The 13,676-nt window shown below is 60.6% G+C and carries 10 protein-coding genes; 5 read left to right on the forward strand and 5 right to left on the reverse strand.

Annotated features, from left to right (window positions below):
- Positions 1–169 precede the first annotated feature (169 nt).
- Positions 170–1,135, reverse strand: a complete 966-nt coding sequence (locus BBOH_RS07980) for a hypothetical protein (RefSeq protein ID WP_143242387.1) — start codon at positions 1,133–1,135, stop codon at positions 170–172.
- A 77-nt stretch (positions 1,136–1,212) separates the two neighbouring features.
- Here BBOH_RS07980 and nusA point away from each other — a divergent pair, with 77 nt between their 5' ends.
- The 4 genes from nusA to BBOH_RS08000 all read left to right on the forward strand — a co-directional run bounded on the left by nusA (position 1,213) and on the right by BBOH_RS08000 (position 7,429).
- Positions 1,213–2,259, forward strand: coding sequence for a transcription termination factor NusA (gene nusA / locus BBOH_RS07985; protein WP_033520841.1), 1,047 nt, complete (start codon positions 1,213–1,215; stop codon positions 2,257–2,259).
- A 191-nt stretch (positions 2,260–2,450) separates the two neighbouring features.
- On the forward strand, positions 2,451–5,315 hold the full coding sequence (gene infB / locus BBOH_RS07990) for a translation initiation factor IF-2 (RefSeq protein WP_081930433.1): 2,865 nt from the start codon (positions 2,451–2,453) through the stop codon (positions 5,313–5,315).
- 206 nt (positions 5,316–5,521) lie between these two features.
- Positions 5,522–5,983 carry a 30S ribosome-binding factor RbfA gene (gene rbfA, locus BBOH_RS07995; protein ID WP_033520840.1) on the forward strand — a complete coding sequence of 154 codons (462 nt, stop codon included), beginning with the start codon at positions 5,522–5,524 and terminating at the stop codon, positions 5,981–5,983.
- A gap of 111 nt (positions 5,984–6,094) precedes the next feature.
- Positions 6,095–7,429 (forward strand): tRNA pseudouridine synthase B, encoded by a 1,335-nt coding sequence (locus BBOH_RS08000; protein ID WP_033520838.1) that lies wholly within the window; start codon positions 6,095–6,097, stop codon positions 7,427–7,429.
- A 163-nt stretch (positions 7,430–7,592) separates the two neighbouring features.
- Here BBOH_RS08000 and BBOH_RS08005 read toward each other — a convergent pair whose 3' ends face one another.
- Positions 7,593–8,147 carry a hypothetical protein gene (locus tag BBOH_RS08005; protein WP_052118134.1) on the reverse strand — a complete coding sequence of 185 codons (555 nt, stop codon included), beginning with the start codon at positions 8,145–8,147 and terminating at the stop codon, positions 7,593–7,595.
- A 1,096-nt stretch (positions 8,148–9,243) separates the two neighbouring features.
- Between BBOH_RS08005 and BBOH_RS08010 the strand changes: the two genes are divergently transcribed.
- Complete coding sequence (locus BBOH_RS08010; protein WP_033520834.1) at positions 9,244–10,476, forward strand: riboflavin kinase; 1,233 nt, start codon at positions 9,244–9,246, stop codon at positions 10,474–10,476.
- A gap of 201 nt (positions 10,477–10,677) precedes the next feature.
- On the opposite strand, the gene BBOH_RS08015 is transcribed toward BBOH_RS08010, so the two are convergent.
- The 3 genes from BBOH_RS08015 to BBOH_RS08025 form a co-directional block, all read right to left on the reverse strand.
- Complete coding sequence (locus BBOH_RS08015) at positions 10,678–11,481, reverse strand: amino acid ABC transporter ATP-binding protein (protein WP_081930434.1); 804 nt, start codon at positions 11,479–11,481, stop codon at positions 10,678–10,680.
- 95 nt (positions 11,482–11,576) lie between these two features.
- Positions 11,577–12,434, reverse strand: coding sequence for an amino acid ABC transporter permease (locus tag BBOH_RS08020; RefSeq protein ID WP_033520832.1), 858 nt, complete (start codon positions 12,432–12,434; stop codon positions 11,577–11,579).
- Positions 12,435–12,693: 259 nt separating this feature from the next.
- Positions 12,694–13,554, reverse strand: a complete 861-nt coding sequence (locus BBOH_RS08025) for a transporter substrate-binding domain-containing protein (protein WP_033520963.1) — start codon at positions 13,552–13,554, stop codon at positions 12,694–12,696.
- Between the last annotated feature and the right edge of the window lie 122 nt (positions 13,555–13,676).

The following is a 13,676-nucleotide window of genomic DNA, read 5'->3' on the forward strand; positions in this document are numbered from 1 at the left end:
AGGGTTTAAGACGGCGTGTGGTTGCATAAAAGGCGAGGGTTTTGACGAGCGACGGGTTTCCTATCCAGTCAGGTTCCTGGATGTGCCAATGTTCCTTCGCTATTCAATGATCCCTCGCAAGTCAAAGATCCGCCACAATTCAATGATGGTCACAGGTTTCGGCAAGGGCTCACTGTTTGAACAGGGCCGCGTCTGTGGCGGGGTAGCCAAGGGTCATGGCGAAGTAGGCGCGGGAGGCGATGAGCGTCGCGAGTTTGACAGTGGCTGTCGGGTCCTCAACGCTCGATTGATTATCGGGCGATGCTGGGTGTGTCGTGGGCGAGCCTGGTGTTGAGGGCTTAGATGATGGAGCGGCCTTCCCGTTCTTGCCAGTGGTGTCGTTCAGTGCTTCAACGTCCGCGCGGGCGCAGATCATCTCGATGACCGCCAGTGTCGGTGCCGTCAACTTGGTGGCCGGATCTTCGATGGCGTAGGGGTGAGCCAGCAGAGCGGAGACGTTGTACACCTTCCGCCGAGGATCGTCCGCACCGGTTCGCCCGTCCCCGCCTGCCAAAGAGATCAGTCTCTCAGCCACGGCCTTGTGGGCGTCGCTCAGAGCGAGTGTGGCATCCGGGTTGTTGCGGGCGGCCAGCACGCCGACCTCGAAGCCGGCACGGTCCTCGGCCAACGCCATTTGGGTCAACGCTTCATCCGGCACGTCGAGTCTGGCGATTTCATTGAGGTTCTCGTGCGCCTCGTTTACGGGTGATGTCGCAAATCCCGATTTCTGCGCCCAAATATCAGAGGTATGCCGCAGTTGAGCGCTTTTCATCACGCCTTCTCCGAAACGGGAAGGGCAGTTCGCGGCTACGTCCAGCCATGTACGAGCGGCGGCTGAACCCGCCAGGTATCGCGCAGCCGTTGGGTTGCCCGGGGCCAAATCTCCGAGGTCAATTTCCAGCCAACGCGAAGCATCCTGACAGGATTCGGCCGACTCGGCGGCGCTTGCCTCAGCTTCACGTATACCCTCGCTTGCGGCAGCGGCCGGCACCGGCGTCAAGCCAGTCACGAACGTGACCGCGAAAATGACGGCGATGGTTCGCCAAATCAACGCTGAGCGTTGCGTGAACAAGGTCGTGCGTGTCTGCATAAACATCTAGACTAATGAATGATTGTGACTTCATAGGGCTATTGGCATACGGTAGATAACTTCATATAGGAGGTCTTGCGACCATGGAACTGGACCTGACAGGTATTCATCAGCTTGCGGCTGAGCAGGGGATTGATTCCCAGACTCTTGATGACGCCCTTTCCGAGGCGTTGCTTCTTGCTTACGGGAAAACACAGCACGCATCCCGGCACGCGCGAGTCGAACTAGACGAGCGCGCCGGGACCTTCACCGTCTGGGCACGCGACGAGAAGCCGGCGGAACCCACTGAGGAGAATCCTCATCCGCGTCCGGAGCTGGGCGAGGAGTACGATGACACGCCGCATGATTTCGGCAGGCTTGCTGCGTCCACTGCGCGTCAGGTGATTCGCCAGCTCTTCCGTGATGCGGAGGACGAACGGGTCCTCGGCGCTTTCGCCGGTCAGAAAGGCAAGCTCATCACGGGTGTGGTGCAGCAGGACGCGAAGGATTCCGACAATGTGCATGTCGCAGTCGGCGACGTGGAGGCCATTCTTCCCAAACGCGAACAGGTGCCCGGCGAAAGGTATCGCCACGGCCAGCGACTGCGTGTTTACGTGGTCACCGTAGGTCGCGGCCTCAAAGGGCCGGAAATCGTCGTGTCGCGTTCACATCCGGAACTCGTGCGCAGGCTGTTCGAACGCGAGGTGCCGGAACTGGTTTCCGGAGCCGTTTCGATTATGGCCGTCGCCCGCGAGGCCGGCGCGCGCACCAAGATCGCGGTGCGGGCCAACGCAGAGGGCGTGAACCCCAAAGGCGCGCTCATCGGACCCGGCGGCGCCCGTGTGCGCGCGGTTATGGAGAATCTCGGACCCGAGAAGATCGACATTGTGGACTGGTCCAAGGATCCGGCCCAGTTCGTCGCTTCGGCGCTTTCGCCGGCCGTGGCTACGGGAGTGACCATCGTCAGCGAGAAGAACAAGACGGCCGTCGCCTTCATCCACGACGATCAGCTTTCGCTCGCCATCGGCAAGGAAGGCCAGAACGCAAGACTAGCGGCAAAGCTCACCGGTTGGAAAATCGGCATCGAATCGGCTGAGGCGCATCAGGCGCAGTTGCAGCAGGCCGCCACTGCCGAAACGCCCGACGCCTGAGAGGGCAATGAATCCAGCCTCACGAGTATATTGGGGCGTGGTAATCCGGGTGTGTCATGATAACAGTGATGCATTACGGGATTGGAGACGAGGTAACACGATCATGGTCGCACGATGAGTCAGTCTAAGCTCGCCGTCAACACACATTGACCGCGCATATACGCGCGGTCATAACAGTAGGAGAAACGTTAGTGGCAAAACAGCGCGTATATGAACTCGCTAAGGAGTTTGGCGTAGACAGCAAGGTAGTCTTGTCCAAGCTCAAAGACATGGGGGAGTTTGTCAAATCTGCCTCCTCTACGGTCGAACCGCCTGTGGTTCGCAAACTTCGTGGGGCTTTCCAGAAGGAAAGCGCAAAGACGGGGGCTTCAGACAAGGCAGCCGGTGGCGAGCAGAAGCGCTCGCGTCCCGCCGCATCGGTCCATCCGGGTCCTTCACCCAAGCCGGGGCAGGCACGGCCGACCGTCACGAATCAGTCAAACCATTCACCAGCGGCTCCGCGTGCTGGTCAGTCGCATCATCAGGGCGGTGTACCCGGTCCGCGCCGTCAGCAAGCGCAAGCCCATGGTTCTACGTCTGCGCGAGATGGGGCGAAACCTGGTGCCCACAACACGCCCCGTCCCCATAATCCGGCTGCACACACCCAGCATGCCGACGCTACGGGGAGTGCGCACCGTCAGCATCCGACCCCCGGCCCTCGTCCGGGCAACAATCCGTTCAGTCGCAAACAGGGCATGCACGTGCCAGTTCCCAGCGACATTCCTCGTCCGCACCCCGTCGCACGCCCATCGGTAGGAGGCAAAGGCGGCGGTCGTAACGGTGGAGGCCCCCGTTCAGGGTTCCGTGGCGGCCGTGGTGGCCAGGGAGGCAATCAGGGTGCTCCTCGTATGGGTCAGTGGGGTCACAGCAACGCAGGCCAGGGTGGCGGAGGTTCCCGCGGGGGCAGTCGTTTCGGTGCTAACGCCGGCGGTCCCTCCGCAGGTGGTTTCCAAAATGCAGGACGTGGTCCGGCTCGCGGCGGCGGGCGGGGCCGTGGTGGTGCCGCAGGTGCGTTCGGCCGTCAGGGAGGCAAGTCCTCGAAGGCCCGCAAGAACAGGCTTGCGAAACGTCGTGATTTCGAGGAGATCAAAGCTCCTACCATCGGCGGCGTACGCATCCCCACCGGCAACGGTGCGGTCATCAAACTGCGTCAGGGTGCGACTTTGGCCGACCTTGCCGAGAAGATCAACGTCAATCAGGCGGCGTTGGTCACGGTCATGTTCCATCTCGGCGAGATGGTCACCGCCACACAGTCGCTCGACGATGCCACGTTCCAGATTCTTGGCGATGAGATAGGCTGGACCATCAAGGTCGTGTCCGCCGAGGAGGAGGACAAGGAACTGTTGCAGCAGTTCGATATCGACCTTGAGCAGGAGGAGTTGCAGGATGATGAGGACCTGAAGCCCCGTCCTCCGGTGGTCACGGTCATGGGCCATGTCGATCATGGCAAGACCCGACTGCTCGACACCATCCGCAAGACCCACGTGGTCGAGCGCGAGGCCGGCGGCATCACGCAGCGTATCGGCGCTTATCAGGTCACGGTCAACCTTGAAGGCCAGACCCGCAAGATCACCTTCCTCGACACCCCGGGCCACGAGGCGTTCACCGCCATGCGTGCCCGCGGTGCGGAACTGACCGATGTGGCCATTGTCGTGGTCGCAGCGGATGACGGCGTGATGCCGCAGACCGTCGAAGCCATCAACCACGCGCAGGCGGCTCATGTGCCGATCGTCGTGGCGGTCAACAAGATCGACGTGGAGGGCGCGAACCCTGAAAAGGTGCGCGGCCAGCTTACCGAGTTCGGCCTGGTGCCGGAGGAATACGGCGGCGACACCATGTTCGTCGACATTTCCGCCAAGCAGGGCACGAACGTCGACAAGCTGCTTGAAGCCGTGCTGTTGACAGCCGACGCGGAACTCGACTTGAAGGCCAACCCCAATATGGACGCGCGTGGGGCGACCGTCGAGGCCCGCCTTGACAAGGGTCGTGGCGCAGTGGCGACCGTGCTGGTTCAGCAGGGCACGCTCCATGTGGGCGACGCCATTGTTGCGGGCACCTCCTATGGGCGTGTTCGTGCGATGCTCGACGAGAACGGCCAGCAGATGAAGGCGGCACTGCCATCGACTCCGGTGCAGGTCTTGGGTCTGACCAACGTGCCAAGCGCCGGAGACCTGTTCATCGTGGCTCCCGACGACCGTACGGCGCGTCAGATCGCCGAGAAGCGTCAGGCTTCCGAACGCGCTGCCCAGCTGGCCAAGCGCCGCAAGGTCGTCTCGCTCGAAAGCCTCAAGGAGCAGTTCGCCAAGTCCGAGGTCGATATGCTCAATATCGTCATCAAGGGCGATTCCTCCGGCTCCGTCGAGGCGCTGGAGGATTCCCTGATGAAGATCGAGGTGTCCGACGAGGTCGGTATTCAGGTCATCCATCGCGGCGTCGGCGCAATCACGCAGAACGACGTCAATCTGGCGAGCGTGGACAAGGCCGTCATCATCGGCTTCAACGTGCGTCCGAACCGTCAGGTGGCCGACCTCGCCGAGCGCGAGGGCGTGGAGATCAAGTACTACTCGATCATCTACAAGGCCATCGAGGACGTCGAGGCGTCGCTCACCGGCATGCTCAAGCCCGAATACGAGGAGGTCACCACCTCTCACTCCGAGATCCGCGAGATCTTCCGTTCCTCCAAGTTCGGCAACATCGCGGGTGTCATGGTGCAGGACGGCGAGGTCAAGCGCGGCACGAAGGCCCGTATTCTGCGCAACGGCGTCGCCACGGTCAACGACCTCGAGATCAGCTCGCTGCGTCGTTTCAAGGACGATGTGCAGTCGGTCAAGGAAGGTTACGAGGCTGGCATCAACCTCGGTTCCTTCAACGACATCGAGGTTGGCGACATCATCGAGACCTTCGAGATGCGGCAGATCGAGCGCAAGGATCTCAAGTCCGGCGCGGCCGCCAAGAAGGGCGATGACAAATCAGCCAACGCCGGCAAGGGTCCCGATTCCGCATCAGCGAAAGCCTGATTTGTTGGTAATGCTGTAATGCTCAAACGGCCTGTAGTGCTGCATGCTACAGGCCGTTGGCGTTGCGGGCGCAAACCGATGCAAGCTGGTGCAGGATTGGCGTATCTGAACGGTACTATCATGCTACGGATTGAATATGCCAGATGGTTCATGCCGCGCACGTTGTGTGACGCGGTATGGCGAGAATTAAGTTTAGGGGGAGCCTTATGGCAGCAACAAACCCACGTGCCGCGCGTATAGCGGCGCTGATTCAGCGCGTCATCGCCTCATCGATGGAGCGCACACTGCACGACAAACGACTCGAAGGCGTCACCATCACCGATGTCCGCGTCACCGGCGACCTCCAGATCGCCCGCGTGTACTGGACGCAACTGGGGCATGAGGGCAAGGCCGACGGCGAACGCAAACGCGCGGAACAGGCCCTCAACCAAGCGAAGGGTCGCCTGCGTTCATTGGTGGGAGTGAAGGCCGGTCTGAGGCTCACCCCGCAGCTGCAGTTCGTCTACGACGAGGTGCCCAGCGAGGCGCATGAGATCGAGGACATCCTGACGGTCGCGCGTAAACGCGACGAGGAGCTGGAGAGGACACGACAGACGGCGCAATACGCCGGCGACGAGGATCCGTACGAGCCGGAACGTCCGAAGAGGACCGCGGAGGACTTCGAGTAGTGGTCGCGCTCGGGGCGCCGAATTCGATAAGGGATTCCTATAGGGAACTTGGACGGGATTCTGACGAGGTTCGCTTGAGTCGGACACGCGGATTGATGATGGGTGGAGTAGATGCCAAAAAATAAGAAGCCGGAATTATCCGGCCTTATTGTCGTGGATAAACCGCTCGGCGTCACCAGTCATGACGTTGTTGCCGCGGTGCGGGGCGCGTTGGGGATGCGACGCGTGGGTCACGCCGGCACGCTCGACCCGCAGGCCTCAGGTGTGCTGGTGGTCGGTTTCGGCCACGGCACGCGTCTGTTGAACTATATCGTCGATCACACGAAGACTTACGAAGCCACCATCCGGCTGGGGCAGACCAGCACCACCGACGATTCCGAAGGCGAGATTACTGCCCTTGCACCGGTGTTGCTGGCTGATGACGCCGGGCATATTACCAATGAACTCAAAAATAGTGGTGGCTTATCTTCGCCAAGAAGCAAGTCTGATTCTGGCAACGTCCGTGTGCTGACGCTTCAGCAGATTGAGCAAGCGATTAAGGAACATCTGACCGGTGGAATCGAGCAGGTGCCGAGTTCCTATTCCGCGGTCCGTGTAAACGGTCGCCATGCCTACGAACTGGCGAGGGCCGGCAAGGATGTCAGACTCGACGCCCGGCGTGTCACTGTCAATGAGTTCAAAGTGCTTGATGCGCGCACCGTGTTGGCGCCGTCCGATCGCACACAGGCCGGTTCGGTCGTTGTCGACGACCCCATTTCCGGCGGATTGTCGGCCGATGATTCGAAGCCCCTTGATTCCACCGGTTCCTTCGATGCCGCTGATTCCAAGGACTCCGTGGATTTGACCGGTTGGACCGGTTCGGCGGACTGCCCGTATCGCGAGGGGCGTGACGAAAGCGCCGGGGATTGGGTTCCCGTGGTCGATGTTGATGTGCGAATCAGCTGTTCGACGGGCACCTACATCCGTTCGCTCGGACGTGATCTGGGCCGTCTGTTGGGCGAGGGCGGGTATCTGACCCGATTGCGCCGCACCCGGGTGGGACGCTTCGACCTGGAAGACCCGCTGATTGCCGCGCGGGTGGTCGCCGCCCATCCCAAACCGCACACCTTCACCAATCGCGAAGGCAAGGTCGTCACCCTCAACAAGGCCGTGCTCGACGCAACGCCAGACGAATTGAGGCAGCGTGCCCTGACCATGTTCGAGGCCGTTCGATGCACCATGCCGCTTGTTCCGATCACTGCGGACGATGCCGCGAACCTTCGTTTCGGCCGTCGTCTGAGAATGAACCTCGCCCAAGCCGTCACGACGGCCGACGAAGAGCGCGGGCCGGTTCGTTTCGCGGCGGCGTGCGTTCCGGAAACGCGGGAGCTCGTGGCCGTCCTGGAGCCCGCCGGGCAGAACGAGGTCAAGTCCGCCCTCGTGTTTCCCGCCCCGGTGTCCCTGTAATCTGCAATCCTGCAATCGTTTTCGATGCCAGGCGCCGTAAACAGGTTTGAACATGATTCTCGTTCCGTGCTGTTGGCGGTAGCGGGTCGGCGTTGGCGGATTTCGTATGTTTTTGGGTGTGAAAACCTACGTTTGCGGGCACTGGAGTGACCAGTTGACTTGCTCAGAAGCATTTCGGCACGCCTACTCGCTCCAAGCGCGACACAAGCAGGCCAGGCTGGTTGATTTCCTGAGATGAAATCCTACGGATGTCCGTAACCCCGGCTCTTTTCAAGGCATCCTCGCGTTGCCGCTCCTCGTTGACCACGCCCCATCCCGCTCTTCCGTGAGTCATGTCGGGATTGGCGTACTCTTCTATTCCGTCATACTCCAGAACGATAACCTTGCCGTTGTCGAGACGCCGCAGAAAGTCGGTGTAATATTTCTGCCTGGTCTTAGGGTCGATGAACCTGTGCTGTAGCTCAGGTACCTCAAAACCGGCTTCGATGATCAGGGCGCGGCAGTAGGACTCGCCGCCGTTGGCACTGAGCCCGTTTGCGTATCGCAGCAGCTTGGAGACCGCCGAAGTGTCGGCTCGCATTGAGGCGCAGGTGGCTTGGACTTGTGTCGGGACTAAGAGCCCTTTGGTCGAGGCCGAGTCGAACACGCTGAGCATCTGGGCGAATGGGTAGAGCCGTGCGCAGTCTATCAATGTGCGTGCAGGGTCCGTGACGGACACGCCTTGCGCTTTCCATGATTTTGGGTAGGGGACGAATATTACGGTGCAGGTGAGGGTCCGATCGTCTGGCGACAGAGTGCTGGGTGGCTATGTACACTCGACCGTCTCGATTCGTCGACCATGGTAGGTCCAATCCCAGCATGGTTGCCGCGCTTGACCCTGCGAATAGCCAATTCGGATGGATCAGCGCCAATGTGCGGATGAGATGCACCGCTTTCTGAATCGGATTCAGCGATGTGAAATATTCCGCTTTGGCGTATATGCCTCGGTACGGGCTGACCAGCAGGCCCGACTTCTGCAAGCGCGACAAAGCCCGGTTTTGACCGTCATTGGCTCCAAAGCAATATCAGTGCTCCGCTTGTGCTTGTATCAGGAGTTCGTTGACCTGAGTAACGTGCTGTCCCATGTTTTGAAACTAGCGTCTTCGAAGCGTGGAGAACAAGCTGAAACGGGTACTGTGGTCGAACGCCACCCATGTCCGGCGTGTCTGTGGATAACTCTTGCCAATCCACCGCTATCCACCTGTCAGCTTGTCCACAAAGCACGGTTTCCGAGACGGCATATCGACCGTAACCGTTCGCATGCGCTTGGTGACAATTTGAAAAGTGTGGCGATCTGCCTTCCTCCATTGTGTCCATAAACCGTCATTGCTGCCTCTAACCGGTCACTGATGCCTCTCGGCGTTCATTTTTGGGGCTGAAAATCTACGTGCGCGGGCACTTGTGACCGGTTAGAGGCAGCAACGACGGCTTGGAGGCGTTTAGCGGCCGGTAAGAGTGCAGGTATTCGATGAGTGGATAGCGTAAATGGTGGAATTGAGTACTTAAATAGGTTTGGCGAATGGGAATGTGGCGGATTTCCGGCTGTGTGAAGATTTCCCCCGCTCGTGTACGGTTCGGCGTGCCGAACAAATTGAGCAGCCATGTGCAGGTATGAAGATTGCCTGCGCGTGGATGGTCCGAGGTCCAGACCGGCGATGACATCCGACTTGTGCGTTGTGCGCATATCTCTTCCACAAAGCGCGGATAGGCTGGTAGAGTAGACGGCGGAATAGGACAGGCACGATAAGCGTAAGAGTGTAGAAAGAACCGAAAACATGAAAATCGCCACCTTGACCCCTGACGTGAGCGGACTGGTCGACTGGCCATTATTGAGCCGTAATAAAAAGGCCGTCGTGACGGTGGGGACTTTCGACGGCATGCACCGGGGGCATCAGGCCGTGGTACGGCGTGTGGTCGAGCTGGCGCGGGAGACCGACTCCTTCGCCGTGGCGGTGATGTTCGACCGGCGTCCGGCCATGGTGCACGGGTATGCGGCGGCCCACGATGGGGCGGAGCCGCCGGCCGACTTACGTGACACGCAGGCCTTGACCTCCGTGCGACAGCGTCTGCGCATGCTCGACCACATGGGCGTGGATCATGCCCTCGTCGTGCACTATGATTGCGCATTCGCCGCCAAATCATTCCGGTTCTTCCTGGGGCAGCTGGTCGGCAGGCTCGGCATGCGCACGCTCGTGCTCGGCTCGGACGCGACCATGGGCGCCGGGCGCACGGGGGACATCAAGGCCATTCAGGCGTTGGCCGATAGCACCGGCGTCTTCGAGCTGGATGTGGTCGATGACCTCGGACCCGGGCACGTCCGCGTGCCCGCGCGCATCGATCCGGTCGCCCCGCCCGCGGACAAGCCGGGCGAGCCCGCCGACCCTCGCGAGAACATGAACAAGGCCGAATTGCGTGCATGGAGCAAGGCGAATCAGGGACACGAGGTTCGTGTGTGGAGCTCATCGAACGTCCGCTACCTGTTGTCGCGCGGTTGCGTGAAGGCCGCGAATGAGGTTCTGGGCTACGCGCATGCCGTCGAAGGCGAGGTCGTCCACGGCGAACAGCGCGGTCGTACCATCGGCTTCCCCACGGCCAACCTGACCACGGACGTGGAAGGCTACGTGCCTGTGGACGGCGTGTACGCCGGATGGCTCGTGGACCTCGGGCCGGTGGAACAGAAAGCCTCCGACGATTCGCATTCCGGCGGCTTTGACACCATCGGCTTCGACCGCGACCGGGCGCGCATGGCCACAGGGTCGCAGTGGCGCTGGCCGGCGGCGATCTCCATCGGCACCAAGCCGACCTATAGCGACGAAACCGGTATTGCCGACCGGGTCATCGAACCCTATTGCGTTACTCCTGACTGGCTGGAGCTTTACGGTCATCGCGTGCGCGTCGAATTCGCGGGATTCCTGCGCCCGCAGATCAAGTTCTCCGGCACCGACGAGCTGAAGGCAGCGCTCAAGGACTACGCCGAACAAACCCTTGCGATGACACGAAAAGACTAGGACATTCCATTCCGTAGACGCTACGTTGCTTCGGATCTCCACAAGCATACGGTGTACTTTTCAGGAATGGTCGGATTTCGCGGTTCCTGAAAATGAGCGTGGACGACGGAATCATCGAAAGCCCCTCAGGGAAAATGAAACGTCACGGCAGAAGCGTCCAGGGGAGGCCTCGATCACCGGTTTGCGCGGCTCTGCGTCGCTTCAGCGCTGACGGAAGTGGGCGAAGAAGTCCTGTGTGGCCGGGTCTTGCGACTCGTCCATCACCTCGCACGGGGTGCCGTCCTCGGCGATGCTTCCGTTGCGCAGGAGCAGCACCCGGTCCGCGGCGTGGTGCGCGAACTCCATCTCGTGCGTCGCCATCAGGATCGTGGTGCCTTGGGTCTTGAGTTCGGTGACCAGTTCAAGCACCTCGCCCACCAGCATCGGGTCGAGCGCGGAAGTGATCTCGTCAAGCAACAGCAGTTCCGGGTCGGCCATGAGCGCACGGGCGATGGCGACACGCTGCTGCTGACCTCCCGAGAGCTGATCCGGGTAGGAATCGGCCTTGCCGTCCATGCCGATGCGTTTCAGGAGCACATGCGCCTTCGCTTCGGCGTCGTGGCGGTTCCAGTGATGCACCTTGATGGCGCCGAGTGTCACGTTCCTCAACACCGTCATGTGCGGGAACAGGTTGAACTGCTGGAAGACGACGCCGATGCGCGCCCGGCTTTCGTCCGCGTCCACGCGCGGATCGGTGATGTCGGTGCCGTTGAGCATGATCTGCCCGTCATCCACGCGCTCCAAGAGGTTGATGCATTTCATCAGGGTGGACTTGCCTGAGCCGGAGGGGCCGAGCAGAGCCACCACCTGATGGGCGCGAATGTCGAATGACACGCCATGCAGAACATGGTTCGCGCCGTAGGACTTGCATATGTTGCGCACCTGTAGCACCGTTTTTGCGTCGTCCTGGTCGCATGGTGGTTGCTTGGGTTCGGCGAGCGTCGTCGCCAGGGTGGTAGCGGTCATGTCTGCTGTTTTCGTTGTGGATGTCATGTTTGGGGATGCGGTAACGGTGCCGCCATCGGTGGTCTTTTTCGTCTGCATTGGTCGTGTCGTCTCGCTCATACCGCGCCTCCGCTCTGCTCACGTCGCCGCAGCCGCGCCGAATACCAGTCGTTGAGGATGATGAACGGCACGCTCAACAGAATGAACAGAAGGCTGGCCACTACATACGGGGTGAAGTTATATGAGGTCGAAACATCGATCTGTGCGGCGCGCACCGCATCCACGACGCCAAGCACCGAAATAAGCCCGACGTCCTTCTGCATGGAGATGAAATCGTTCATGAGGGCGGGGGCGACCTTGCGCAGCGCCTGGGGGATGATGACCATGCGTATCGTCTGACCGCTCGTGAGTCCCAGCGAACGTGCCGAGGCCCGTTGCGAGGGATGCACGTCCTCGAAGCCCGCGCGCAGCACCTCGCCGATATACGCCGAATATGACATGACAACCGCCACCGTGCCAAGAAGCGCCGCCGGAATGCGGCCGAAGATGCCCAGCCCCGGTATGCCGAACCCGATCAGGTAGAGCACCACGATCATGGGGATGCCGCGCATGACAGTGGTGTATAGCGCCGCGAGCGCCCGCAACGGGAACAGCACGGCGGAGGTGCTGGTGCGGATCATCGCCAGCAGTGTGCCGAAGACGGCGACGCCGATTACCGCGAAGAAGAGCACCTGCACGTTGACCCACAGTCCCTTGAGAACGTCGGGGAACGACTTGACGAAATAGTGCCATGAGAAGAAGGACTGCTGTACACGCGGCCAGCCCGGGGAAAGTTTCAGTCCCACCACGATCAGCGCCACCAGAACCAGCGTGCTCACGATGCTTGTGGCCACTGATTTAAGCGACTGGCGCTTTCGGTAAAGCCGTCGGTCGATTTCGACCTGACTCGGCGTGGTCGTTTCCTTCGTGGTCATAGGCGGTATGTCGATTCGTTGGGTGGGGTTGATGGGGACGGGTTCTAGTATATAAGCCGCCGTAAACGAGACTCGTAAGCGGCGACGACATGCCGGCCGGGCATGATGATTACGGCGACGACGAGCCTGGTCTATTATGCCTAAGGTTTCCGCGCTCGTCCGATCCGACGGAATCCGACCCCATTGATGCGGTTTAAGGGGGCGACTGTGTTTGACGACGCCGAACGCAGTCGCATTGATATCTGAACGGAGGATCTGGCTATTTCAGGACCGGCACATCGGTGGTGTATTCCGCAAGCCACTGTTTCTGCAACTTGTCGAGCGTGCCGTCCTTCTTCATGGCATTGAGCGCCTTGGTGACTGTGGGTGTGAGCTTGGAGCCTTTGGGTAGCACGAAACCGGTTCCCTCGGGATCGTCCGAGCCGGGAATCTGGCCGACGACCATGGCGTCCTTGACCTGATTCTCCTTGACCATGTCCTTGGCCGTGGGTGTGTCGAGCACTATGGCGTCGATCTGGTCCGCGTCAAGAGCCTGGGCCAGGGCGGCGTTGTCGTTGAAGGTCTTGATGTCGTCTTTGACCTTGGACTTGGCGAAGTCGTAGCTGGTCGAACCCACCATCGCGCCCACCGTAGCCGGCTTGAACTCCGAGAGCTTGGTGGCCTTGGCGTATTTCGAATCCTTGCGCGTCAGAATGGACTGCTTCACGTTGTAATAGCTGGGGGAGAAGTCGACGGCCTGCTTGCGTTCGGGCGTGATGCTGTACTGCTGGATGTTGAGGTCCCAGTCCTTGGTACCCGGAGTGGTGGCGTCCTCGAACGAGGTACGCACCCATTTGACATGGCTTTTGTCGAAGCCGAGTCGATTGGCCAGTTCGTAGGAGATGGCGGCCTCGTAGCCTTTGCCGCTTTCGGGTTTGTTGTCGAGGACCCACGGCGAGTAGGCGGGCTGCCCGGTGGCGATGGTAAGGGTGCCCGACTTGACCGTCTGACTCTTCACGTCATTGGCATCGGAGGACGTCGCATTGCCGTCGGAGGCGCCGCCGCAGCCCGTAGCCAGCGGGATCATGGCGATGGTCAGAGCCGTCGCGGCCAGGCGGGTCAGTCCCCGTTTATTGAACAACTGCACGAATGACATGGTAGGTCCTTTCTGTTCGACGTCGACCCGATCTGCTTGAAATGCGTTACGCGCGCCTAAGGCGTGCGGTTGTGGGTCCAAACGAGATTCATGCTACCGTCACCGCT

The organism is Bifidobacterium bohemicum DSM 22767 (assembly GCF_000741525.1).
GTDB classification, from domain to species: Bacteria; Actinomycetota; Actinomycetes; order Actinomycetales; family Bifidobacteriaceae; genus Bifidobacterium; species Bifidobacterium bohemicum.

Excerpts from the sequence above, each read along its gene's own strand:
- BBOH_RS08010 (WP_033520834.1), top strand. The coding sequence starts at position 9,244 with ATGAAAATCGCCACCTTGACCCCTGACGTGAGCGGACTGGTCGACTGG.
- BBOH_RS08000 (WP_033520838.1), top strand. The coding sequence starts at position 6,095 with ATGCCAAAAAATAAGAAGCCGGAATTATCCGGCCTTATTGTCGTGGAT.
- BBOH_RS08020 (WP_033520832.1), bottom strand. The coding sequence starts at position 12,434 with ATGACCACGAAGGAAACGACCACGCCGAGTCAGGTCGAAATCGACCGA.
- nusA (WP_033520841.1), top strand. The coding sequence starts at position 1,213 with ATGGAACTGGACCTGACAGGTATTCATCAGCTTGCGGCTGAGCAGGGG.
- BBOH_RS08015 (WP_081930434.1), bottom strand. The coding sequence starts at position 11,481 with ATGACCGCTACCACCCTGGCGACGACGCTCGCCGAACCCAAGCAACCA.
- BBOH_RS07980 (WP_143242387.1), bottom strand. The coding sequence starts at position 1,135 with ATGTTTATGCAGACACGCACGACCTTGTTCACGCAACGCTCAGCGTTG.
- rbfA (WP_033520840.1), top strand. The coding sequence starts at position 5,522 with ATGGCAGCAACAAACCCACGTGCCGCGCGTATAGCGGCGCTGATTCAG.